This window comes from Archaeoglobus neptunius (genome assembly GCF_016757965.1).
Lineage (GTDB): Archaea > Halobacteriota > Archaeoglobi > Archaeoglobales > Archaeoglobaceae > Archaeoglobus > Archaeoglobus neptunius.
This window is the reverse complement of record NZ_JAEKIW010000003.1, coordinates 55,357-76,625: the sequence shown is the minus strand read 5'-3', so window position 1 is coordinate 76,625 and position 21,269 is coordinate 55,357. Positions and strand designations below refer to the sequence as shown.

Annotated in this window: 26 protein-coding genes; 16 read left to right on the top strand and 10 right to left on the bottom strand. The window is 46.1% G+C overall.

The window, feature by feature from the left end; translation table 11 throughout:
• Positions 1 to 44: 44 nt before the first annotated feature.
• From JFQ59_RS02690 to JFQ59_RS02675, 4 genes are read left to right on the top strand one after another with little or no spacing between them, the layout of a single operon-like run.
• Positions 45 to 953 (top strand): diacylglycerol kinase family protein, encoded by a 909-nt coding sequence (locus JFQ59_RS02690; RefSeq protein ID WP_202318876.1) that lies wholly within the window; start codon positions 45 to 47, stop codon positions 951 to 953.
• A gap of 16 nt (positions 954 to 969) precedes the next feature.
• Positions 970 to 2,583 carry a 2-oxoacid:acceptor oxidoreductase subunit alpha gene (locus tag JFQ59_RS02685; protein ID WP_202318875.1) on the top strand — a complete coding sequence of 538 codons (1,614 nt, stop codon included), beginning with the start codon at positions 970 to 972 and terminating at the stop codon, positions 2,581 to 2,583.
• 4 nt (positions 2,584 to 2,587) lie between these two features.
• Positions 2,588 to 3,331: a thiamine pyrophosphate-dependent enzyme gene (locus JFQ59_RS02680; protein WP_330999829.1), complete on the top strand. Its 744-nt coding sequence runs from the start codon at positions 2,588 to 2,590 to the stop codon at positions 3,329 to 3,331.
• Between the two features lies 1 nt (position 3,332).
• Positions 3,333 to 3,842: a tRNA (cytidine(56)-2'-O)-methyltransferase gene (locus tag JFQ59_RS02675; protein ID WP_202318873.1), complete on the top strand. Its 510-nt coding sequence runs from the start codon at positions 3,333 to 3,335 to the stop codon at positions 3,840 to 3,842.
• On the opposite strand, the gene JFQ59_RS02670 is transcribed toward JFQ59_RS02675, so the two are convergent.
• Complete coding sequence (locus JFQ59_RS02670) at positions 3,839 to 4,105, bottom strand: hypothetical protein (RefSeq protein WP_202318872.1); 267 nt, start codon at positions 4,103 to 4,105, stop codon at positions 3,839 to 3,841. The genes JFQ59_RS02675 and JFQ59_RS02670 overlap by 4 nt on opposite strands.
• Before the next feature lie 124 nt (positions 4,106 to 4,229).
• On the opposite strand from JFQ59_RS02670, the gene JFQ59_RS02665 reads away from it, so the two are divergent.
• Together JFQ59_RS02665 and JFQ59_RS02660 are read left to right on the top strand one after the other, a co-directional pair.
• Positions 4,230 to 5,600: an FAD-dependent oxidoreductase gene (locus tag JFQ59_RS02665; protein WP_202318871.1), complete on the top strand. Its 1,371-nt coding sequence runs from the start codon at positions 4,230 to 4,232 to the stop codon at positions 5,598 to 5,600.
• Positions 5,585 to 6,307 carry an NAD(P)/FAD-dependent oxidoreductase gene (locus JFQ59_RS02660; protein WP_202318870.1) on the top strand — a complete coding sequence of 241 codons (723 nt, stop codon included), beginning with the start codon at positions 5,585 to 5,587 and terminating at the stop codon, positions 6,305 to 6,307. Before JFQ59_RS02665 ends, JFQ59_RS02660 begins: the two co-directional genes overlap by 16 nt.
• Here the strand turns inward: JFQ59_RS02660 and amrS are convergent.
• Both amrS and JFQ59_RS02650 read right to left on the bottom strand, forming a co-directional pair.
• Positions 6,297 to 7,307, bottom strand: a complete 1,011-nt coding sequence (gene amrS / locus JFQ59_RS02655) for an AmmeMemoRadiSam system radical SAM enzyme (RefSeq protein ID WP_202318869.1) — start codon at positions 7,305 to 7,307, stop codon at positions 6,297 to 6,299. The genes JFQ59_RS02660 and amrS overlap by 11 nt on opposite strands.
• On the bottom strand, positions 7,304 to 8,296 hold the full coding sequence (locus JFQ59_RS02650; protein ID WP_202318868.1) for a hypothetical protein: 993 nt from the start codon (positions 8,294 to 8,296) through the stop codon (positions 7,304 to 7,306). Before JFQ59_RS02650 ends, amrS begins: the two co-directional genes overlap by 4 nt.
• 32 nt (positions 8,297 to 8,328) lie before the next feature.
• On the opposite strand from JFQ59_RS02650, the gene JFQ59_RS02645 reads away from it, so the two are divergent.
• Genes JFQ59_RS02645 through JFQ59_RS02635 form a run of 3 tightly spaced genes read left to right on the top strand, consistent with a single transcriptional unit; the run spans position 8,329 to position 9,374 of the window.
• On the top strand, positions 8,329 to 8,916 hold the full coding sequence (locus JFQ59_RS02645; RefSeq protein WP_230972236.1) for a hypothetical protein: 588 nt from the start codon (positions 8,329 to 8,331) through the stop codon (positions 8,914 to 8,916).
• Positions 8,894 to 9,175 (top strand): 50S ribosomal protein L44e, encoded by a 282-nt coding sequence (locus JFQ59_RS02640; RefSeq protein ID WP_202318866.1) that lies wholly within the window; start codon positions 8,894 to 8,896, stop codon positions 9,173 to 9,175. The genes JFQ59_RS02645 and JFQ59_RS02640 overlap by 23 nt, the downstream gene beginning before the upstream one ends.
• A gap of 10 nt (positions 9,176 to 9,185) precedes the next feature.
• Positions 9,186 to 9,374, top strand: a complete 189-nt coding sequence (locus JFQ59_RS02635) for a 30S ribosomal protein S27e (RefSeq protein WP_202318865.1) — start codon at positions 9,186 to 9,188, stop codon at positions 9,372 to 9,374.
• Here the strand turns inward: JFQ59_RS02635 and JFQ59_RS02630 are convergent.
• The gene (locus JFQ59_RS02630) at positions 9,357 to 9,719 is read right to left on the bottom strand and encodes a DUF5658 family protein (RefSeq protein ID WP_202318864.1); all 363 of its coding nucleotides are present in this window, start codon (positions 9,717 to 9,719) and stop codon (positions 9,357 to 9,359) included. The genes JFQ59_RS02635 and JFQ59_RS02630 overlap by 18 nt on opposite strands.
• A 15-nt stretch (positions 9,720 to 9,734) precedes the next feature.
• Positions 9,735 to 10,145 carry a YkgJ family cysteine cluster protein gene (locus JFQ59_RS02625; protein ID WP_202318863.1) on the bottom strand — a complete coding sequence of 137 codons (411 nt, stop codon included), beginning with the start codon at positions 10,143 to 10,145 and terminating at the stop codon, positions 9,735 to 9,737.
• 107 nt (positions 10,146 to 10,252) lie between these two features.
• Here JFQ59_RS02625 and JFQ59_RS02620 point away from each other — a divergent pair, with 107 nt between their 5' ends.
• Positions 10,253 to 11,095, top strand: a complete 843-nt coding sequence (locus tag JFQ59_RS02620) for a DUF166 domain-containing protein (RefSeq protein WP_202318862.1) — start codon at positions 10,253 to 10,255, stop codon at positions 11,093 to 11,095.
• Here JFQ59_RS02620 and JFQ59_RS02615 read toward each other — a convergent pair.
• A complete protein-coding gene (locus tag JFQ59_RS02615; protein ID WP_202318861.1) occupies positions 11,092 to 12,459 on the bottom strand; it encodes a sensor histidine kinase in 1,368 nt (455 codons plus the stop codon). The genes JFQ59_RS02620 and JFQ59_RS02615 overlap by 4 nt on opposite strands.
• 68 nt (positions 12,460 to 12,527) lie before the next feature.
• Here JFQ59_RS02615 and JFQ59_RS02610 point away from each other — a divergent pair, with 68 nt between their 5' ends.
• On the top strand, positions 12,528 to 14,444 hold the full coding sequence (locus JFQ59_RS02610) for an IGHMBP2 family helicase (protein ID WP_330999828.1): 1,917 nt from the start codon (positions 12,528 to 12,530) through the stop codon (positions 14,442 to 14,444).
• Here JFQ59_RS02610 and JFQ59_RS02605 read toward each other — a convergent pair.
• The 3 genes from JFQ59_RS02605 to JFQ59_RS02595 are packed head-to-tail and all read right to left on the bottom strand — an operon-like array spanning position 14,441 to position 17,271.
• Positions 14,441 to 15,151 carry a branched-chain amino acid ABC transporter ATP-binding protein gene (locus JFQ59_RS02605; protein ID WP_202318860.1) on the bottom strand — a complete coding sequence of 237 codons (711 nt, stop codon included), beginning with the start codon at positions 15,149 to 15,151 and terminating at the stop codon, positions 14,441 to 14,443. The two genes, JFQ59_RS02610 and JFQ59_RS02605, sit on opposite strands and share 4 nt — an antisense overlap.
• Complete coding sequence (locus JFQ59_RS02600; RefSeq protein WP_202318859.1) at positions 15,117 to 15,899, bottom strand: ABC transporter ATP-binding protein; 783 nt, start codon at positions 15,897 to 15,899, stop codon at positions 15,117 to 15,119. Before JFQ59_RS02600 ends, JFQ59_RS02605 begins: the two co-directional genes overlap by 35 nt.
• 1 nt (position 15,900) lies before the next feature.
• The gene (locus JFQ59_RS02595; RefSeq protein ID WP_202318858.1) at positions 15,901 to 17,271 is read right to left on the bottom strand and encodes an ABC transporter substrate-binding protein; all 1,371 of its coding nucleotides are present in this window, start codon (positions 17,269 to 17,271) and stop codon (positions 15,901 to 15,903) included.
• 50 nt (positions 17,272 to 17,321) lie between these two features.
• Here JFQ59_RS02595 and JFQ59_RS02590 point away from each other — a divergent pair, with 50 nt between their 5' ends.
• From JFQ59_RS02590 to JFQ59_RS02570, 5 genes are read left to right on the top strand one after another with little or no spacing between them, the layout of a single operon-like run.
• Positions 17,322 to 18,242, top strand: a complete 921-nt coding sequence (locus JFQ59_RS02590; protein ID WP_202318857.1) for a branched-chain amino acid ABC transporter permease — start codon at positions 17,322 to 17,324, stop codon at positions 18,240 to 18,242.
• Positions 18,218 to 19,255, top strand: a complete 1,038-nt coding sequence (locus tag JFQ59_RS02585; RefSeq protein ID WP_202318856.1) for a branched-chain amino acid ABC transporter permease — start codon at positions 18,218 to 18,220, stop codon at positions 19,253 to 19,255. Before JFQ59_RS02590 ends, JFQ59_RS02585 begins: the two co-directional genes overlap by 25 nt.
• A complete protein-coding gene (locus JFQ59_RS02580) occupies positions 19,252 to 19,659 on the top strand; it encodes a hypothetical protein (RefSeq protein ID WP_202318855.1) in 408 nt (135 codons plus the stop codon). Before JFQ59_RS02585 ends, JFQ59_RS02580 begins: the two co-directional genes overlap by 4 nt.
• A complete protein-coding gene (locus tag JFQ59_RS02575) occupies positions 19,619 to 20,575 on the top strand; it encodes an AAA family ATPase (RefSeq protein ID WP_202318854.1) in 957 nt (318 codons plus the stop codon). Before JFQ59_RS02580 ends, JFQ59_RS02575 begins: the two co-directional genes overlap by 41 nt.
• Positions 20,572 to 21,063 carry a chorismate--pyruvate lyase family protein gene (locus tag JFQ59_RS02570; RefSeq protein WP_202318853.1) on the top strand — a complete coding sequence of 164 codons (492 nt, stop codon included), beginning with the start codon at positions 20,572 to 20,574 and terminating at the stop codon, positions 21,061 to 21,063. Before JFQ59_RS02575 ends, JFQ59_RS02570 begins: the two co-directional genes overlap by 4 nt.
• On the opposite strand, the gene JFQ59_RS02565 is transcribed toward JFQ59_RS02570, so the two are convergent.
• Complete coding sequence (locus JFQ59_RS02565; protein WP_202318852.1) at positions 21,055 to 21,264, bottom strand: hypothetical protein; 210 nt, start codon at positions 21,262 to 21,264, stop codon at positions 21,055 to 21,057. The two genes, JFQ59_RS02570 and JFQ59_RS02565, sit on opposite strands and share 9 nt — an antisense overlap.
• Positions 21,265 to 21,269: the final 5 nt, after the last annotated feature.

Here is a 21,269-nt window from a genome sequence, read left to right as displayed (position 1 = left end):
AGGTCTGGGGAGAGATTTAAAAAAATGATGAGCAAATGAATGGTGTGAGAGTGGGGGTTGTTGTGAATCCAACCGCTGGTGGTGGGCTGAACCAGGAGAAGGTTGAACTCATAGTCAGCACCCTGAAAAAGCTCGGAGGTGAGGTGTGGACTTCGGGGAATACAGCAAAAATTCTCGAAGTGTTAAATCCCCGGACAGTCGAAATACCCTTAAAGGGAACAAGAGATGACACCGTAGACCTGGTTAAAAAGATTGATAGGGTTGTGGATCTGATAGCTGTTTTTGGTGGGGACGGAACCGTAAGCGATGCGGCTTCGGCAAGACCGGAGAGTCCGTTACTCTGCATTGGTATCGGCACAACCAATGTGAGTCCTGTTTTATGTCCGCCGGATTTCGATCCTGATGAGCTCAAATCATGTGATATGAGGGGGCTGAAATTGAAGATAGGGAATGAAGAAAGGATTGCATTCAACGACGTTGTTGTTGGCTCCACGATTCTGGCGACGGTTGGAAATAAAAGAGTTCAGGTTGATGCGAGAAAGTTCATGATGGGAGAGAGGGCTGTTGCATTACCGAGAAAATTCAGGGCGCGTGTTGAGGTGGGAGAGAGGATCGTGGAGGGGGAATTTGGCAACGTCTTTTTTTCTTTATCTGACAGGAGATTTCTCGGGAAAGGTACTGCGGGAGGGGCATCTCTCTCGGCGTTCCTCAATTTTAAGGCAGTTGTTGCATGTGTGAGTGAGGGCATAGTGGTTTCGACGTACACCAAGGATGATCTGAGGAAAATTGAACCGATTGTAACACAGACGATGAGTTTTGATGATGAAACGGTGAGAGTGTGGGCTGATGAGATAATTTCGTGCGACGGAAATCCCGTCGGGGAGGGTTATGCAGAAATAGAAGTCCTGGATAGGGCTGTTAAAGTACTATTACCAAAATGTTATAAATTTTAAAGAACTCATTTCGAACATGTTCGACTTCAACGTCTGTATCGCGGGAGCGGCTGGGGATGGTGTTAAAGAGGCAGGGGAAGTACTTGCCAAGCTTTTTTCCAGGATGGGATACAATGTGTTCGTGTATCAGGAATACGAGTCCCTTATCAGAGGAGGGCATAATGCAAGTGTTGTCAGAATATCGGACAGAAAGGTGCACGCACACAGGTTTTATTACGATGCAATGATATGCCTTGAGGATTATGTTTTGAAAAATCACATAGAGAGGTTGAAGGGTTTTCTTATTCACGATGCCAAGTTCGAGTGTGAGTATTCAAATTCATTCCCGGTTCCACTTTCAGAATTTGTGAAAGAAGAAAATCTGTCATTTCTTTACCGAAATGCGGCTGCTCTTGGCAGCTTCTGCCATCTATCAGGTGTGGAGTTAAAATTCCTGAATGAGGTCTTTCAGTCAGAGTACGGCGAGAAATCGGGAGTTGACGTGGAACTGGCAAAAATTGCGTTTGATTATGCCGAGAGAAATTTTGATAGGTTGATGGAAATCCCTGCAAAAAAATCTCAGGATGGAAATGTGTTCTCGGGGTCGGAGGCCATTGCCCTCGGAATGGTCGATGCGGGGCTTGAATATTACTTTGCCTATCCAATGACACCGGCATCACCGGTTCTTCATTTTCTTGCAAAAAAGAAGCTTGCTTATGCCATACAGCCAGAAAGCGAGATTGCGGCAATTATGATGGCCATAGGCAGTGCATATGCAGGAAAGAGAAGTGCTACCGGTACGAGCGGAGGAGGTTTTGCTTTAATGTCCGAGAGCATAAGTCTTGCTGCGATGGCAGAGATACCGCTTTTAATCATTTTAGCTCAGAGAAGTGCTCCATCAACAGGTATGGCTACATTTACAGCGCAGGAGGACCTTTACTTCTCCCTCAGCCCGGCACATGGAGAATTTCCGGTTATCGTTGCCTCTCCGCTTACGTTGAAGGATTCCTACATTCTGGCGGGCACTTTACTGAATCTTGCATGGAAGTTCCAGACACCGACAATTCTTCTTACGGAGAAGCACATGACCGAGAGCTATGAGAACGAGGATTTAGATGGAGTTGAAGTTGAGGAGGTGGATATTTTCAGTTCTGTTACAGATGATGTGTTTCCGAGGTACGAGATTACAGAGAGCGGGATTTCGAGATTTGCAGTACCGCCTGCAATTGTTAAATGCAACAGCAACGAGCACGATGAGTTTGGAATAACAACCGACGATGCGAAAATGGCAACTGAGATGTATGCGAAAAGAATGAGAAAGGAAGAGGAGATTCTGAAGGAAGTTAAGAAACTTGAGCCGTACTGGCTTATTAAGAACGGTCAGGATACCATTGTAACGTGGGGAAGCAATTTTGGTGCAGTTTTGGAAGCTGCAGAAGAGCTTGGTTATTCGGTACTGGGAATTCGGTTTTTAAGGCCTTTGATATTGCCGAAACTTGGTGGAAATGTAATCTGTGTTGAGTGCAACTACAGGGGGTTGCTGGCCGGATTGATTGAGAGGGAGACCGGTATAGATGTTGCAAGGGTGCTGAGGTGGGATGGGAGACCTTTCACACCGGAGGAAGTCAAAGAAGAGCTCGCCAGGAGGTGATAGGGTGAAAACTTCTGCAAAGATTACGTGGTGTCCGGGATGCGGAAACTTTGGAATCATGAGGGCGTTTGAGAAGGCAGTTAAAATGATTGGAAATGCCAGAGTTGTTGTTTCATCCGGAATTGGATGTCATGGCAAGATTGCTGATTATCTCAAAGTTCCAAGCTTTCATGTTATTCACGGGAGGGTTCCGCCTTTTCTGACAGGTTTCAAGCTTGCGAACCCAGAAATGATTTCAGTTGGTTTTGTGGGCGATGGGGATGCGATGAACGAGGGTATTGAACATCTGATACATGCGGCAAGGAGAAATACAGACATATCTATTTTTCTCCATAATAACGGTGTTTTCGGTCTTACGACGGGTCAGGTCACAGCAACGAGTCCAAAAGGGCAAAAAGGGCGTTCAACACCATACGGAAATCCCGAAAATCCCATCGAACCATGCAGTCTTATGCTGATGAGCGGTGCCACCTTTGTTGCGAGGGCCTTTGCCGGCGACATCCAGAAGCTTGCACAAATTATGTACGATGCAATGAAACACAGGGGATTTTCATTCGTTGAAATCCTTCAGCCATGCGTCAGCTTCAACAATTTCTGGGGGATCAGAGACGAGATAAAATGGGTCGAAAGGGCTGACAGTGTTCAGACAGCACTAAAGCTGTGCTCTGACAAAAAGGTATGCGGTGTGTTTTACCAAAAGGAAGACGAAACATTTGAGGAGGCGATATACAGAATTTACAGGAGGTAGTATGGAGGTTTACGTTCTGAGACTCGGCCACAGGCCAGAGAGGGACAGAAGGATTTCAACTCACGTTGCTTTAACTGCAAGAGCTCTGGGAGCGAAGGGAATTTATTTTGACAGGGAAGATTCCTCTGTTTTTGAGAGTGTACGGGATGTTGTTGAGAGATGGGGTGGAGATTTTTTCATCGAGGCTGTGAGCTGGAAAAAGCTTCTCAGGGAATTCGATGGACTGAAAGTACATCTCACGATGTACGGAAGACCTTTACCGGAGAAAATTGAGGATATTAAAAGGGCAAGGAGAGTTCTGATCGTTGTGGGGGCCGAAAAAGTGCCGCCTGAAGTTTACGAGATGTGTGACATGAATGTCTCCATTGGCACGCAGCCCCACAGTGAGGTCGCGGCTCTCGCGGTCTTTCTTGATCGGGTCATTGGGAAAACCTTTGAGATCGAGTTTCCGGACGGAAAAATAAGGGTGATTCCAAGCGAGAGGGAGAAAATAGTTGAAACCAGAGATTAAATTTCTATTTCAAGAGTGTTTTTTGTGGCTGAAATCCTTCTAATTCTTTTCGCAATTTCAAATCTTGCTCTGTCGGGCACCCTATCCTCAGGGATTTTAACTCCAATCCTGTCGAGAATGAAACTGAACAGGAGATTGCTGTTGTAGAAAAGCATTGAAGAAAAACCGAGCCTGAGATATAGCCTGAAGTTCTCCTCCCCCATCATCAGATCGTAACCCCTCTCCCTCAGCCATTCCTCAAAGTCTCCGATCTCGACTTTCACGGATGAAAGTTGGCAGGGAGAATTTAAAGGTTCTGAAAAATCAAACTGCCCGGCAGGGCAATCACATACCATCTCCTCAATTCACTATGGTGAAAATTTTAATACTGAGGGTCAAAGGCACATTGTGAAGGATGTGCTTATTGTTGGCGCAGGTGTAACCGGCAGCTTTCTGGCCAAGGAACTATCAAAATACGAACTCAGCGTTGTTGTAGTGGAAAAAAAGTCCGGACCAGGATTGGATCAGACCAAGGGATGTTCTGGAATAATTCACCCTTTGCAGCTACCTTTCGGCTCCCTCAAAGGCAGGCTGTGTCTAAAGGGAAATGCCATGATGGACAGGGAGGCTGAGGAACTCGGTTTCTCCTTTAAAAGGGTTGGTCTGATCCTCGTTGCAACGAACATCCTCACATTCCTTGCGATCCCTCTGATCCAGCTTTATTTCAGGATCAATGGAGTGAGGTCCAAGAGGTTAAGCAGGAGAAAAGTGCTGGAAATGGTGCCCAACCTCAGAGAGGAAATATGGGGAGGATTGCTGCTCCCGACTGCTGGAGTTGTAAATCCGGTTGAAATGACTGCCTCTGCATGCAGGTTTGCGAAGGCAAACGGAGTGGAATTCCACTACGACTGTGAGGTTGTTGGGATTGAGAACAGGGGAGATCACTTCACTGTCAGGACGACCAAAGGTGATTTTGAGGCGAGATGTGTTGTGAACTGCGCCGGACTGCATGCTGACGAAATCTCGAGAATGGTTGGTTATGATATGACAATCACCCCTGGAAAGGGCACACATTTGGTTTTCGGTGAGAGGAGCTTCTCGAATCATCTGGTTGTGGCAATCCCACTCAAGCCAAACAAAAGGACGAAGGGTGGAGGAGCTCTGGTCAGCATAGACGGAAAGCCAGTATGGGGACCGAATTTGATTGACGTTGAGAGCAAGGAGGACACCTCAGTGAAAAAGGGGGAGATTGACGGGATACTGGCAAAATTCTCGCCGCTGTTTAAAAGAAGACCTGAGGAGATTGTTGCGGTTTATGCCGGCGTGAGATCAATTGCGGGGAAAGACTTTGTGATCAACCAGCCGATCAGGAACTTCATAAACGTAGCGGGAATTCAGAGTCCCGGCCTGACCGCAGCCCCAGCCATAGCTGAAATGGTCGTTGAAATGCTCTCATCCATTTTCGAACTGAGAAAGAAGGATGATTTGAAGAAGCCGGAATGGAAAAGACTTTCGGAGATGGATGAGATGGAAATAAACAGAGCAGTGGCGGAGGATGAGAATTTCGGTGAGATTGTCTGTATATGCAACATGGTGAGCAAGGCCGAAATTTTGAACGCTCTTGAGGAGGGCAGGTGCTTTGATACCGTCAAGCATCTTACCAGAGCTGGAATGGATTGCTGCAGGTGTCATGCCAGCATAATCAGAATTATGTATGAACATGCGGGTGAGGCGAAAAAGGAGATTGAAGGGAGTGATATCGCATGGAGTATGCAGTAGTTGGTGCCGGATATGCCGGTTTGAGGGTAGCCAGGGCTCTGACGGACATGGGGTTTGATGCAATCCTCTATGATGCGGGAGTTGTGGGAGGGGAGCTGCGAATTTTTGAAAAGCTAGAAGAGTTTAAAGACCAATACGGTGAGTTTATTTCTGAAATTAACGAGCTGAGTGAAGATCTGGACGTGAGGAAGGGCTGTGTTTTATCAACCGTGCCCTTTAAGGTACTGAGTGCCAGAGGTGTTGAGACCTGTGATGCGAAGGCGGTAATCTGTACTGGAGCTACCGATCTAACACCGGCGGCAAGCAGAGTTTATGGAAAAAGAGTTGCCGGTATTTACACCCTCGAAACGGCTTTGAGGTTGCTGGCCTTTGGATTCAGGATCGGGAGCAGGGTGCTGGTTCTTGCAAGGACTGGAGGTGAAGTTGTGGATACTGCATCTTCGCAGTTTGTGAGTATGGACTACGATGTTGAGGTCGTGAATTCAACAGAGCCTGCGGAGGTGTTCGGGAGAAAAAGAGTTGAGAGGGTTGAGGTTGATGGTGAGGAGTTTAGGGCAGACACACTAGTCGTGTACGGTGGCAGAAAGCCATTCAACCCGAGAAACCTCAACGGCCTGATGGCAGGAAACATCGTTGAATGCACGTATGACTATTCTGCGGTGAGAAAAAATGTTGACGAAATAATCAGAAACCACCTTAAAGAATGATGTTTTGCTCGTAACCGCAATTTGGACATCTCGGTGGTTGATCCTTTACCACATTTATGTTGTAAACGTAGAAACCCTCCCGTGCTATCAGAAGTTCTCCGCAGTTCGGGCAGTACGTATTCTCGTATTCATGACCCCAAACGTTGCCTGCGTAGACGTATTCAATACCCGCTTTCTTCGCAATACCTATTGCCTCTTCGATTTTCTCGACCGGTGTTGCTGACCTATCCATCATCCTGAAGTCCGGATGGAATCTTGAAAAGTGAACGGGAATTCTTGCGTCAACTGACACAACCCATTCTGCGAATTCCCTGATCTCCTCCCTGTCGTCGTTCTCACCCGGAATTATGAGGTATGTAAGCTCCAGAAAAACTCCCTTTCTGTGCATGTACTCAACACTTCTGATAACGTTTTCCAGACTGGCCTTGCAAACCTTTCTGTAAAATCTTTCACTGAAGGCCTTCACATCGACGTTGGCAGCGTCGAGAATCCCCTCAAACTGATCTACGGCCTCTGGAGTCATATATCCGTTTGTTACGTACACGACGAAAAATCCTGAGTTCTTAACAAGTCTTGAGCTATCGAGAGCGAACTCATGCCATATCGAAGGCTCGTTGTATGTCCATGCTACACCGTCCGCATTTCTGTCCATGCACATTCTTAGAACTCCACCGGGATCAATTTCCCTGATGTAGGTGTAATTTAGGTCTGCAAATGCGATTTCGTAGTTCTGACAGTGCAGGCATCTAAAGTTGCAGCTAACGCTTCCGAAAGACAGCACCTTGGTTCCGGGCTTAAAATTGTTCAGGGGCTTTTTCTCTATCGGATCGAGGGCTATTGAAGATGCCATCCCGTAGTTGTACACTTTCAAAACTCCATCTTCATTCTTTCTGGTTCTGCAAATTCCCCACTTTCCCTCTTTGAGCTTGCATCGATGCCAGCAGGTGTTGCACCTCACCTCTCCGTTCAGCTTTTCGTACAGATAGGACTCAACAATCATAGCTCCTCCCAGCGTTCCTTGATCTCTCTGGCATACTCCTCTGGTGTGAAAAATACAACGCTCTCGTCGTGGAGCATTTTGGGGTAGAACACGTCACACCAGTAATACTTGCCGAAAGGAGATCTCGCCACAATGTGGAAGTTCGTTCTGAAGTGCTCTCCAAGCCTGTCAGCACAGTAGAGCGTGAAGTTAAACGAGTTGAGATTTTTACTGCCATAATATCGCAGAATTTTTACAATTCCGCTGGAAATGCCTTTAAGCTGTTCCTCACTCATCTCTGCAAACTCCCTTTCCTCCGGGATACCCATTATGTGGAAGAAGCCCTTTGGAGCGAAAGCCGCAATCCATTCGGTTTTGTCAGTCCTTCCGACATATCTCTCCCCCTCTATCTCATCCTCCACAAGCTTCTTCCAGTAATCTACCCCGTTGGATTCCATGAACTCCAGTGCACTCCAGTCAAGTCTCGCAAAGTAGTCCGTGGAAACTTCAGAAATCATGACCTGAATATGGGGATGCATTATGCTGCTTCCTGCAGGTTTCAGGTAGTTCATACCGATTGTTACATAGTATTTCCCGTCAGGTATCTTTTTGATGTAATCCTGAACCAGAATAAAGGCATCGATGAAATGCTTGGTTTTAAACTCCGAAACGCCGACAAAGTGATTTTCCGTCAACCTCAAAACGAGGGAGTGCTTTGAGTAAGGCATGAGGTTTGAGAATAGTACCGCCTCACCCCTTTTCCAAAGCTCCCCGTTCATGATCTCCGGGTCGCGGGCAGCCATTTGATCAATCCTTTCAGAGCAAAAAGGGCACCAGCTTTTTGTGCTCTCAATTTCCTCCGAAAAGTCACCGCTCTGTATGGGAAAGTTCTTCTTTACGATTCTCGTTGTTTGGAGGGTTAAAGGGTCGTAACGAATTTCTACAACGCTTTCGTCAACCTTACCGCCAACAAGAACCTTTGCCACCTCAATCTCTTTACGGAACTCCATGTAGGTTCTTGGCTATCTAAGATTTAAAGATTATGAACAACATTAAAGTTCAGGAACTCGTAAGGACTTTGATGAACATAGATGAGTTGCTCCTCCTCGTTGAGAAGAACCGTCACCATCTCTCCAAAATTGATGACGAGCTATATGAAAAAATAAGAGCAAGAATAAAGGAACTAGAGGAGCTTAAAGCCTCCGCCAATGATTTTGACTTTTTCAGATACGAAGATGAAATACGGGCGTTGAGGCGGCTGCAAAGAAAGATTTTTGAGCTCAGGACTGGCAAGATAATCAATGCTGCATGGGCTGAGGTATGCGGTCAGCAGATGACGAGCGATATTGAAAATATGTGCAGTAACGAGAGATCTTTTTTCAAGAGGCTTATGGAAATCATCAGGGAGTTCAAGAAAAGCGTTATTGAGGGAGAGATCCGCAAAAGGGATGACAAAGTACTTGTAAGGATTAAAAAAGATGTTGAAATACAGGGTGTTGACGGAAAAACATATAAATTGAGGAAAGAAGATGTGGTTACACTCCCTCAGTTGAATGCTGATGCTCTGATAAAAGGTGGTGTTGCAGAGAGGATAGAGGTGAAAGAGGATGAAATATCCCAAGAAAATTAAAACGTTCTGCAAATATTGCGGAAAACACACGTTGCATGAAGTGGAGAAGGTTAGCAAGGGAAAGGCCAGTTCGCTGAAATGGATTAACAGACAGAAGGCAAGGCGGGGAAAGGTCGGAAATCTCGGTAAGTTCAGCAAGGTTCCCGGAGGAGATAAGCCGACCAAAAGGGTCAACATAAGGTTCAGATGTACGGAATGCAAGAAAGCCCATCACCGCCCGACCTGGAGGGCAAAGAGATTTGAGCTTGTGGAGAGGTAAGGGGGTGGTAATGTTGGCAGTCAAAAAAAGCAAGTTCATTAAGGTGAAGTGTCCGGATTGCGAGCACGAGCAGACGATCTTTGACCACCCATCAACGGTTGTCAAGTGTTTGATTTGCGGCAGAACTCTCGCAGAACCCACAGGTGGGAAGGGGAGCCTGAAAGCCGAGGTTCTGGAGGTTTTAGATCAGAATATTTGAGAATATTCTGGTCACAATTTCAATTTCCGGAAAACCGACCAGAAGCAGTGCGTTGTGGGCTGCTATTACTGCAATAACAACTGTTGAGATGCCCATTCCGGCGATAAGACCCACGTAAACACCTCTTGCGTAAACATTTCTCTTTCTGAGATCGCAGGTAAGCATGATTAAGGCCGTGATTGAGGATACTATCAGAATTTTTAACATGAGGAATAAACCGGGGGTTAAAGATGCCACTAGGCTGTTCAGCTCATGAAATCCGTGATTAATACCCTCAACAGTGGTGATGTAATCGGCAACGTTAACCAGAGCAAAGGACAAACTAAGTACCCTCACCTTTTCCATATTTCAATATTGAAATTACACTATAATAAGTTTTTCATTTTTCAGCAACTGGTAGATGATGGCGGCGATTTCAAAATTTGGGACAGGACACCGGGTTATTTTCAGTCCGGGGCATGAAGGATCGACGTAAACGTAGATACCCTGAAAGAAAGCCTCTGCATCGCCTTTCAATCTGAAGTAGAAGGGGTACTTTACACATGCCATTGGACGTTCACTGTAAATTGTACACGTGTTTCCTCTCAGAAAAATGCATTTCCCGTTTAATTTCCTGAGATATGTCAGTATTTTGCCTCTTTCAAAAACTTCACCGTACTTCTGCAGTCTCCTTTCCTCTTCAGGCGTGACCATGATATCAAGGTCTCTGCAGCACTTTCCGCAGCGCCGGCACCTCCAGCCTGCAACTCTTTTCCAGGTCACGAGTTCCACAATTAATAATTAAACCTGATAATTTAAAAAATTAGCTACTACGAGGCTGATGAATTTCGAAAGTCTTAGGGAGAATCATTATATCTACAGGGGAATTAAAAAAGAACATGTTCACATCGGATTTGAAACTTGTAGTGTTCCAGCATGGATTTTTCGGAGAGAGATTCATTGCCAATATAATGAACTACCCCAACTCATGCCCTGCTTACGGAGCCTGCGGCATTGACGGATGCACACAGTGTAAGGAGGGACTGTACAACTTCTCAAAGAACATCATCGCTGCATTCTCAATGCCCGACCCTACAACAATGCCTGATTTTATCGAAAATGCAGAGGATTTTCTTCCGAAGGTCATACCCGACGCCGATATAGCCGTTGCGATCAACCTGCATCCAGATGTACTGGCGGTGCTACCGGAAAAGCTTGAGGGGAGGGTAAAGGCTCTCGTGGTTCCGGTTGAAGAGCCCGGGTGGTGTTCGCCAGGTCTTGCAAAACAGATAAAGGAGAAATGTGAAGAACTCGGAATCGAGTTTGCTGCACCCAAACCATTCTGCAATCTCAGGAAAAGTGAGGAACATCCCACGATAAACAGGATGATAGATGAGATGGGAATAGGTTACCCGGAGTTCGAAATTGACATTCTGGAGGACGGAAAGGCCTACGTGAGAATCCTGAGGACTCAGCCATGTGGATGTGCATATTACATCGGAATTAAGCTGAGGGGTTTCGATTTCTCAGAGGTTGTCAGAGGGGAGATGAGGGAACTGTGGAATGTTGTTTCTGAGGCTCATCACAGCTTTCCATGCACGGCAAGTATGGAGAGGGATAACGAGTACAACGAAACGCTCCTCCACATAGCCGGATACATTGCAAGACATGCGGTGGACAAGGCTCTCGGATATGAGGGTGATGAGGATATTCCGGAGCACATAAAAGATGTGGTGCTCTAGAAACTTTTTGGAAGTCTTATCTCGAAAACTGCTCCGGACGGGTCATTGTCTTTAACCTCAACCTTTCCCCCATAGAGTTCGGTTATGTTTTTCACGATAAACAGCCCGAGACCACTTCCTCCACCGGTTGTAAAACCTTCGTCAAATATTTTTGCCTTGATTTCATCGGGAACCCCCCTGCCGTTGTCGGCTATTCTCAAAACGATCCAGTCCCCCTCCACCATCGTTTCAATCTCAATCTCGACCGGAAATCTTTCCGAGTGCTTCACGGCGTTGTTCAAAACGTTCTGAATCACGGTCTTGATACCCTCATTTGCGGAAACATGGACATCTTCCAGATTGAGTTTTACCACCGCGGCGTCTCTGTACATTTCAGCTATTTCCCTCACGACTTCGGCCAGATTTAGCACCCTTTTCTCCTTTCCAGCCTCTTCAAGGATTTTTATTTCGTCAATAAGCTCTGATATCCTGTCTACTCTTGATCTTGCCGCCTTTATCAGCTTCTCATCTTTCAGTTCAAGTGCTGCCCTTATAATGGTGAGATCGTTGAGTATGTCATGTCTGAGAACCTTGTTAAGCAGAGAAAGATACTCGTTTTTTCGCCTCAGTTCTTCGGTCAATCTATGCAACTCCGTCATGTCTACGCTGGTTATGGCTACAGCTTCTCTCCCCCTGTACGTTATTTCTGACAGCCTGATTGCCATCCATCTCTCCCGGCCCGATTTTGTTTTTATCCTGAAAAAGTTATGGATTTCGTAATCTTTTGAGTTGCCCCCATCAATGCATCTTTTGAATAAATCTCTGTCTTCCGGATGGACCAGCAGCTCAAGAGGGTCTTTCCCGATCAACTCGTCTTTCCGATACCCGGTGTTTTTTTCAAATATCCTGTTGACGTAAACCAGTCTGCCATCCTGAATTACAGCAACTGGCGTGATAAATTCCTCTATGAGAGAGCGATGGAACTCCTCACTCTCTCTGAGCTTTTTCTCATACCTCTTTAGTCCAGTGATATCAATCCAGTTTGTCACACCGATTCTTTCTCCACCAATTTCGGCCGGTAAAATAAACCCCCAGGCCCATCTCACCTGTTTGTCCTTGGTGATGTATCTGTTTTCCATAAAAATCTGTTCTCCACCCAAACCCTTCCTGTATGCATCGAGTATTTTATGATGCTCCTCTTCAGGGATCAGTTCAAAAACACTCATCCTGCGAAACTCCTCCTTTGTGTAGCCGGTCGTAATTTCGATTATTCTGTTAACGTATCTTATTTTCAGGCTCTCATCGACAATAATAACGCCCGTTAGGGAGTTCTCAACGACATCCTTCCAGAATCTTTCGCCATACTGTGTTGAACTGGATATCATTATAATAATAACAACGACCATAAGATATATTAAAGTTATCCTTTTCAATCTCGACGCTACAGAGGGGTGTGGAACCCGAAAAGTTTCAAAAAAGACTTCTGGAACTAACCCGTATCGAGAGAGATGCCCAGATCAAGACGATGATTGAAGAAATGAAAAGACTCAGCGGAGAGAAAAGGGAGAAGAAGGGGAGAGCGATTCTGGGTTTGAGAGGAAAGATTGCTGGTGAAGAGTTTGGATTCAAACTTGTCAGATACGGGAGAAGGAGAGAGATTGAGACTGAGATATCTGTTGGCGATGAGGTAATAGTCAGCAGAGGAGACCCACTTAAGAGTGACCTGAGAGGAGTTGTGGCGGAAAAAGGAAGCAGATACATCACCGTAGCTCTTGAAACTGTCCCCGACTGGGCTTTGAAGGATGTGAGGGTAGATCTGTTTGCAAGCGATCTCACATTCAAAAGGTGGATTGAGAATCTGCAGAATCTGAATGCCAGTGGAGTAAGGGCGTTAAAACTGGCCCTTGGTATTGAAGAGCCATTGGAGAACAGTAAAATTCATTTTACACCGCTGGACGACAAGCTTAACAGCGCGCAGAGAGAGGCAGTGTCACTTGCACTGGGGTCTCCGGACTTTTTCCTGATCCATGGACCCTTCGGGACGGGTAAGACGAGAACCCTGGCTGAAGTTGTCAGACAACTGGTTAAAAGTGGTGAGAGGGTTCTGGTTACTGCTGAGAGCAATACTGCTGTGGACAATCTTGTTGAAATTCTCTCTGATCTCAGAATAGTCAGAGTCGGGCATCCTGCAAGAGTGGATCACAGGCTTAAAACCTTCACACTCTCACACCAGATCTGCAGCCATACAACCTACGAGGAGATTAAAAAGCTCAAGATGACAGTTGAAAAGCTTGAAAAGGATATGGATACCCTTACAAAGCCCGTTCCTGCTCTGCGAAGGGGTATGAGTGATGAAGAAATCTTCAGACTGGCAAGAGAAGGTAGGGGGTTGAGGGGCCTGTCGGCGGATAAGATCATCTCTATGGCAAGGTGGATAGAGCTAAGAAGAGAGCTGGATAAAATTTATAGCAAGATGAGGGAAATTGAGGAGTCCATAGCAAAGGAAATTATCGAGAATTCTGAAGTCGTTCTCGCAACAAATTCTATGGCATTCGTCCTTGATGGAAATTTTGATGTGGTTGTGATTGATGAGGCCACACAGGCTACGATTCCGAGCATCCTCATACCCATCAGCAAGGCCAGAAAGTTCGTTTTGGCAGGTGATCACAAGCAGCTTCCACCTACGGTGCTTGAGGCCAGAGAATTGAGCAATACACTTTTCGAAATGCTGATTGACAGATTTCCCGAGAAATCTCGTCTCCTGGACGTTCAGTACAGGATGAATGAGAGGATAATGGAGTTTCCAAGCAGAGAGTTTTACGGAGGCAGAATAAAGGCGCATGAAAGTGTGAGGAAAATCACCCTCAGTGACCTTATTAACGGCAGGGCGGATTGGGAGGTCCTAGACCCTGCAGAGCCTATAGTATTCGTGGACACATCAGACTGTCCTGACAGATGGGAAAGCAAGCTCGCAGACTCCCCCTCAAGGTACAACAGGCTTGAATGCAGAATCGTTGAGAGGATCGTGGACGGTCTGGTTGGAATGGGGGTAAAGGAAGACTGGATATGTGTTATAACACCGTACGAAGATCAGGTGGATTTTCTGAGAAGAAGGGTTAGGGTTGATGTGAGCACGGTTGACGGCTTTCAGGGGAGGGAGAGGGAGGTTGTGGTGATATCATTTGTGCGTAGCAATCGAAAAAGGGAGATTGGCTTTCTTGATGACCTGAGGAGGCTCAACGTTTCAATTACGCGGGCGAAAAGGAAGCTCATAATGGTGGGCGACTCAGAAACCCTGTCCTCAAACGATACGTACAGAAGGCTGATTGAATATGTTAGGAGAAGAGGAATTTACAGCAGAATTTGTTAGTCCACAATGCCCATGCAGAGCTTCTCAAATTTTTCGTGCTCCAAGAGATCCTCTGCTTTCCCTTCGAATGCCACTCTTCCGCTTACAAGCAGATAGGCGTAGTCACTTATCTCAAGGGCTCTCTGGACGTTCTGCTCAACCAGCAAAACCGTCAGCTTCAAATCGTCTCTGAGCATAAGAATTCTGTCGAATATTATCTCGGCGAATTTCGGTGATAGCTGAGCTGTAGGCTCATCGAGCATCAGGACGCTGGCTTTTCTGACCAGAGCCGTTGCCATTGCAAGCATCTGTCTTTCTCCACCGCTAAGTGTACCTGCTTTCCTTTTCATGAAGTTCTGGAGTTCTGGAAAGGACTGTAGGGCAGTGTCAATTCTGTCCTTAACTTCATCCTTATCAACAGTGTAGGCGGCAATTTTCAGATTCTCCTCGACAGTGAGATTGGCGAAAACGTTGTCCGTCTGGGGAAGATAGGCTATACCAAGCTTGGTTCTGCTGTGGGGAGGATACCCGGTAATTTCGCTGCCATTGTAGAACACCTGCCCCGAATGAACGGTGGCAAGTCCAAATATTGATTTTAGCAAAGTGGACTTTCCACTGCCGTTAGGGCCGACTATGGTTGTTATCTTGTTCTTTTTCATCTCCGCATCCACATCAAACAGGATGTGAAGCTCCTTATATCCCGCATTCAATTTCACTGTCCGAAGCACCGAGATACACCTCCACCACTTTTGGATTGTTCAGGATATCCTCTTCCTTGCCCTCCGCAATCACGCTACCATTAGCCATAACATAAATGTGGTCTGTGTATTTAAGCACTATGTCGAGTCTGTGCTCAACTATGAGGAAACTCATTCCCATTTTTTTCAGCTCAACAAACCTGTCAAGCATGCTGTGTGAGAGAACAGGATTGACTCCGGCTATCGGCTCATCCATAATGATCAGCTTGACATCCCTCATCAGTGCTCTTCCGACTTCGAGCAGTTTCAGTTGACCACCACTGAGATTCTGAGCCTCGGAGTCCCAGAGATGGTCGATTTTGAGAAATTCAAGGATTTTAAATGCCTTCTCTACGATTTCTTCCTCGTCTTTGATCCATCTCCCCATAATCGAGTTCAGAACACCCACTCCGTAGTCGTCGGGTGCTATAAGCAGGTTCTCAAGAACGGTCATCTTTTTAAGCGGCTGTGGGATCTGGAAGGTTCTTGCTATTCCAAATTTGCTAATCTCATGGGGCGGTTTGTTTGTTATCTCTCTGTCCTCAAAAAACACCCTGCCCTCGTCTGCTCTGTAAAACCCTGATACGGTGTTTATGAACGTCGTCTTTCCGCTACCGTTAGGGCCAATAACAAGGGTAATACTGCCTCTCTTGACGTTTATGTTGACTCTGTTCAGGGCTTTCAAACCATCAAAAAATTTAGAAAGATTTTGAGTCTTGAGGATAATGTCGTTCTTCATGCTACCTTCTTCTAAGCAAGTATGCTCCTGCAATCAATCCAACTGCTGCAAGTGCGGCCTCAAATCCCGGTGTTCTCTTTGCTGCCTGGGTTGTGGTTGTTACGGGTGGTGCTGGAGCTTCAGGCTTGTGAGACCACTCAATCTTGTTCTCTGCGAATACCCAAAGTCCGGCTTTGTCCCAATTGCACTGCTTGGTTACGTAGTAGATGGCGTAGTCACCGCTTGCTCTGTCGTTCCACTCGTTGAGCTTTATCGTTCCTGTGACGGGATACACTCCGTACTTGCCCTCGCTGTAGTCAATCGTTACTTTTGGAATCGTTTCGGCCATAATATCTGCGTCATACTTGCCGTTTTCCTGTACAACCTTCACGTAACTCAAGGCCAGAACCCATGCGGCATCGTAGGCATTCATTGCATACTGGTAGGGCTCCTCTCCGAACCCCTTTTCCTTATACTTTGCCTTCAGTTCATCAAAGGCCTTGCCCTTCGATTCGAACAGTGTCGAGTACAGACCGACCCTGGATGCCTTGTCGCAAACATCAAGCGCCTTGCTGCTCAGTGCAGTACCGTCTGATCCAAGCCAGATGACGCTGAGGAGCGGGCTATCACTTTTGGTCTGTGCAAGCAGGGTTGCAGTTTCCTCGTAGCTGAAGGCAACAATCGCAATCTCGGATGGTTTATATGTTTTCAGCAGATCGGACACCGTGTTTTCCATCTCGGCAATGTAGGGTGAGAAGTCGGCCGGTGGCGGATCGGGATATTCAACGTGGCTCTTTATTTCAATTCCGGCCTTCTCAAGTTTGGGCTTTATTGTCTCATAAAGACCCTTGCCCCATGCGTTGCCAATGTATGTGATAACCACCGCCTTCACACCCATATCCTTGAGTTCGGCGGTTATGGCGTCGGTCTGCAGGTCATCGGTTCCAACAAACCTGAAGATATATTTCTTCTCCTCCGGCTTTGTAACACCAATCAGGCTCGGTAGAGCGGTTGAAGATGGCGAAACTATGATTATCTTGTTGGATGTGACGAAACTTTTTATGTTGGAAACCTCTCCACTACCCATTGGGCCTATTACCAGATTTATTCCCTTGGCATACAGGTCCTGTATCTTTTGAAGTGCGATGTTTGGATCGACCTTCGTGTCCTCGACGTAGAAATTGACGGTGTAGGGCAGGTCTTTGGACTTGAAATAGGCGTTGATATCTTCTTTTGCTATCTCAAGGGTGTTTTTGATATCTGTTCCGTAAGTTGTCAGCGGACCTGAAAGATCCACCAGCACTCCTATTTTTATTTCTTCTGCAGATGCGACTGCTGCGGCCGACAGGATTGTCAGCACAGCTACCAATATGCACACTCTAGCACGAATCATGTTCTAAGTAAAAACGTTAATATTTTAAAACTTTACTGAATGCAACGACCATGAGTGTTGTAGAAGGAGCGATTGTTTACTCGAACCTTCTGGTGCTCCTGAGCGTAGGTTTGACTCTAACCTACATTACTACAGGGGTACCGAACTTTGCTCAGGGCTCGTTTGCTGTTTTCGGATCGTACATCTCTCTTTCACTTCTTCGCATTCTCAATCTCCACCCATACCAGTCTATTCCCGTATCATTTGTTCTGGGTGGGTTGATGGGACTGGCCGTTTACATTCTCATGCTTAAGCCCCTGATACGGAGAGAAGCTTCCATCGTTATACTAATGATATCAACTCTGGCGCTCGATCTGGTATTGCTTGGGATACTGGGTTCCTACTCCGATTACCTTGCGGGGATTACGCACAAATCCGCATCCAGATTTATTTTCATTCAGTATGATTTCAACATTTTTGGAGTTTCCGGGATACTCTTTATTTCTTCTCTGGTCATTTTTATATCTCTGTTCGGTCTTTTTCTGCTTCTCTACAAAACAAAGTTTGGCGTGGCTTTACGAGCGTCGATGGAAAATCCCGATCTGGCAGAAGTGATGGGTGTAAACGTTGAGTACACCAGACTTTTCTCGTGGTTCCTATCTGGAGCTCTTGCAGCGATGGCTGGAGTTCTGTTGCCATTTAGACAGGAGATCTTTCCTTCAACTGGAGCGATAATCATTGTTTCGATATTTGCTGCCAGCATCATTGGCGGTCTGTCCAACATCAACGGTGCACTTGTTGGAGGATACATAATCGGATTTTCGGAATCGTATCTGACCTATAATCTTGCAGCAGTGTTTGGAACGGGGGTTCTTCTGTACAGCAAGGTTATCTCACTTGTGGTGCTTGTTGCGATGTTGATTGTCGCACCAACAGGTATCACCGGAATTAACTGGAGGCGGTTGGTATGGAAGAGATTATCATCACAATAGCACTGTGGTTTGGGCTTTACACAATAGTTACCCTCAGCCTGAACCTCGAGTATGGATTTGCGGGCATTCCTAACTTTGGTAGAGCTCTGGCAGTGTTGATGGGTGCAGTGGCAGTTGGTGGAGTTGTTAACAGGCTGCTGATTCTCTATTTTGGTGTCAGTGGAGATCTGATCACAGCCAGTGCACAGATAAGAAGCATGACAAACGAAATAATAGCATCGAACCCGGCATACGGAATCGGTTTGCTTCTGGTCTACCTCATTACCGCTGCAGTGCTTGGTGCGGTGACGGGAGCATTGTTCATTCTTCCAAGTGCCAAGCTCTCGGAGGACTATCTTGCCATTACACTTCTGGCAATCAGCGAAGTTATGTTTATGGTATGCAATTATGACACCACAATTATCGGCGGTTACTACGGCGTGTCAACTCCAGATGTTCTCGCCTTCATTCCCGGTGAGGACAGAATGCTCGTATTTACGGTGATAACACTCCTGGTGGCATTGGTCGTGTATATATTCGTTGGTAAACTGACGAATTCGCCTTTTGGCCGACTTCTCAGGGCGATGAGGGAAAATGAGTCTGTTGTGGAAGCAACCGGAAAAAGTGTGATGATGCTGAGAATCAAAGCCGTATCCATCGGTTCGGCTATTGCGTCCCTCGCTGGAGCCCTTTATTCACTGTATTCTGTAAATGTCATAGCTACAAGCTTTTCCAGGGTGGAGTGGACATTTTACCCGTTCCTCATGATACTTCTTGGTGGTGCTGGCAACAACAGAGGTGTGGTTGTGGGAACCCTGACATTCGTCATTGTAAAAATACTTCTAACGATCTACAAGCACGAAATCAGAACGATCCTACACCTGCCTTTCGAAGCCGTCTGGCTGGAGTACATACTCTTTGGCCTTTTGATGTACTTTGTCCTGCTTTACAGACCTGAAGGTCTTATAAAGGAGAAGCCAATATTCACACAACCCGTAAAGAAAATCGCAGCAAAAATCCGTGAGGCGGTATGATTGAGTGTGTTGAGCTGAAACCAGACGATGGAATCAGAATTGAGCTTGAAAGAGAGTCATGTTATGTTAAATGCTCGTACCTTGGCTTTTACAATGACAGGCTTGTGCTCTGCATTGACTTTGCCTCTCCCACGGCAACGTCACCGGTAAAGAGGTTTGTGGAAAGCTATGCGAGAGTCAGAGGAGCCAGATATGCTGTTGTGATCTCAGGGGAAGAGATGTGGATTTACGATTGTGTTGAAAGGAAAGAAGTTAAGGCTGAGGAGGTTGAAATTCTGGCAGGGCGACCTTCAGCGGATGAGAAGGACCTCAGAATTGCTGCCGCATATTACAGCCTGATACACTGTCGTTGTGGTGTTGACAATGAAGGTAATAGCGTTTGTGGGCTATCCTCTGAGCGGTAAGAGTACCGCTGCAGAAGTTGCGAGAGACCTCGGGATACCTGTTGTCGTTATGGGAGATGTTGTTAGAGAAGAGGTAATGAGAAGAGGGCTGGAACTTACCGATGGAAATCTGGGTAGAGTGGCATCGGAATTGAGGCAAACGGAGGGCATGGACGCCATTGCAAAGAGGTGCATACCCAGAATAAGGGAGGCTGCCGGAGAAAAGGATGTTGTTGTGGTTGATGGAATAAGGGGGATTGCCGAGATCGAGAGATTCAGAAAAGTATTTGGTGATGATTTTATTCTAATTGCTATCGAATCCCCTCTTGAGGTGAGATTTGAGAGGGCAAAGACTAGAAAGAGGAGTGACGATGTCGGAAGAATCGAAGATCTGATGGAGAGAGATAGGAGAGAGGAATCGTGGGGTTTAAAGGAGGCCATGGAAATTGCGGACTTCACCGTAGAGAATACGGGTGACTATGAAGATTTCATCGAGACTGTAAGGGAGATTTTGCTGAAAATCGCAAGAAATGTGGAGATAGAAATTGAAACTAGGATTCATCCGACAGAGGATGAGGAAAAGGTAGTCCGGGCGATAAAAAACCTCTTTCCTGATGCTGATATGAAAATTGAGGATGGCAGGGTGGTTGCAAAGGCCAGAAGTCTCGATAGATTTAGAGAATTGCTGAGAAGGCAGAGAATTCTTGACACTGCGAGGTCAGAAATTTTGAAGGGTCGGAGAGGTGGTGAGATAACAGTCTTCCTCAACAAGCAGACGGCAACCGTCTCCAGAATAAACTTCTGCGATGAGAATGCTGTTTTATCTCCGATAAAGGTAACGTTCAGACTTCACAACATACCATTTTCGAGATTCCTTGACTATGTTGCACCGGAAACAAAAGATGGGAGGCCGGTAAAGGAGCTTGAAAGGCTATGAATGCCATCCACAGGATTCTGATGACTACAGATGGGTCAATAACGGCAATCATCGAGGCAATCGCTCAAGGCAAGGTTGAGGTGAGAACTGTTGAACAGAGGATAATTCCGGCAGATGATAAAATTTCTGAAATTCTGGATGTGGATGTTGGTGAGGAGGTGAACTACAGAGTCGTTTATCTCGAAGTGAACGGGGAAATTTACGCCAAGGCGATATCGCTAACCCCAATAAAGAGGCTGGAAGAGAGTTTTAAAGATGATTTAATGAAAGCTGATATTCCAATCGGTAAAATAATGAAAAAGCACAGAATAGAGGCAAGAAGGGAGATCAGATGGGCCAAGGTTGTGAATTCAAACAGCAGGCTCGCAAGGGAACTGGGAATTAAAGAAGGAGGGAAAGTTATTGTCAGGAATTACGATATAATCATGGGTGGGGAAACACTCATAAATATTACAGAATACTTTCCCATGGAGAAGTTCTCACTCTAACTCTTCCAGCTTTTTCTCGACAATTTCCACGAATTCCCTCATCTTTCTGTTCATTTTGAGGACGTTGAGCACGTCCTTGTAATTTTCACTGGTAATGTCATCTATTCCCAAGGCATCCATTGCCCTGTCAAGGAAGATCTTTGCCAGCGGACCTATCTCCTTCTTCAGCTCTTCGAGAAAAATGGAGTAGGTGATGGGCATGAACA

What these genes read in the sequence shown, in the direction of transcription:
- JFQ59_RS02620 (WP_202318862.1), top strand. Translation starts at nt 10,253, where the DNA reads ATGTTCACATCGGATTTGAAACTTGTAGTGTTCCAGCATGGATTTTTC.
- JFQ59_RS02635 (WP_202318865.1), top strand. Translation starts at nt 9,186, where the DNA reads ATGTTGGCAGTCAAAAAAAGCAAGTTCATTAAGGTGAAGTGTCCGGAT.
- JFQ59_RS02645 (WP_230972236.1), top strand. Translation starts at nt 8,329, where the DNA reads ATGAACAACATTAAAGTTCAGGAACTCGTAAGGACTTTGATGAACATA.
- JFQ59_RS02630 (WP_202318864.1), bottom strand. Translation starts at nt 9,719, where the DNA reads ATGGAAAAGGTGAGGGTACTTAGTTTGTCCTTTGCTCTGGTTAACGTT.
- JFQ59_RS02580 (WP_202318855.1), top strand. Translation starts at nt 19,252, where the DNA reads ATGATTGAGTGTGTTGAGCTGAAACCAGACGATGGAATCAGAATTGAG.
- JFQ59_RS02615 (WP_202318861.1), bottom strand. Translation starts at nt 12,459, where the DNA reads ATGATATCCAGTTCAACACAGTATGGCGAAAGATTCTGGAAGGATGTC.
- JFQ59_RS02675 (WP_202318873.1), top strand. Translation starts at nt 3,333, where the DNA reads ATGGAGGTTTACGTTCTGAGACTCGGCCACAGGCCAGAGAGGGACAGA.
- JFQ59_RS02640 (WP_202318866.1), top strand. Translation starts at nt 8,894, where the DNA reads ATGAAATATCCCAAGAAAATTAAAACGTTCTGCAAATATTGCGGAAAA.
- JFQ59_RS02650 (WP_202318868.1), bottom strand. Translation starts at nt 8,296, where the DNA reads ATGGAGTTCCGTAAAGAGATTGAGGTGGCAAAGGTTCTTGTTGGCGGT.
- JFQ59_RS02600 (WP_202318859.1), bottom strand. Translation starts at nt 15,899, where the DNA reads ATGAAGAACGACATTATCCTCAAGACTCAAAATCTTTCTAAATTTTTT.
- JFQ59_RS02660 (WP_202318870.1), top strand. Translation starts at nt 5,585, where the DNA reads ATGGAGTATGCAGTAGTTGGTGCCGGATATGCCGGTTTGAGGGTAGCC.
- JFQ59_RS02595 (WP_202318858.1), bottom strand. Translation starts at nt 17,271, where the DNA reads ATGATTCGTGCTAGAGTGTGCATATTGGTAGCTGTGCTGACAATCCTG.
- amrS (WP_202318869.1), bottom strand. Translation starts at nt 7,307, where the DNA reads ATGATTGTTGAGTCCTATCTGTACGAAAAGCTGAACGGAGAGGTGAGG.
- JFQ59_RS02685 (WP_202318875.1), top strand. Translation starts at nt 970, where the DNA reads ATGTTCGACTTCAACGTCTGTATCGCGGGAGCGGCTGGGGATGGTGTT.
- JFQ59_RS02570 (WP_202318853.1), top strand. Translation starts at nt 20,572, where the DNA reads ATGAATGCCATCCACAGGATTCTGATGACTACAGATGGGTCAATAACG.
- JFQ59_RS02585 (WP_202318856.1), top strand. Translation starts at nt 18,218, where the DNA reads ATGGAAGAGATTATCATCACAATAGCACTGTGGTTTGGGCTTTACACA.
- JFQ59_RS02575 (WP_202318854.1), top strand. Translation starts at nt 19,619, where the DNA reads ATGAAGGTAATAGCGTTTGTGGGCTATCCTCTGAGCGGTAAGAGTACC.
- JFQ59_RS02590 (WP_202318857.1), top strand. Translation starts at nt 17,322, where the DNA reads ATGAGTGTTGTAGAAGGAGCGATTGTTTACTCGAACCTTCTGGTGCTC.
- JFQ59_RS02565 (WP_202318852.1), bottom strand. Translation starts at nt 21,264, where the DNA reads ATGCCCATCACCTACTCCATTTTTCTCGAAGAGCTGAAGAAGGAGATA.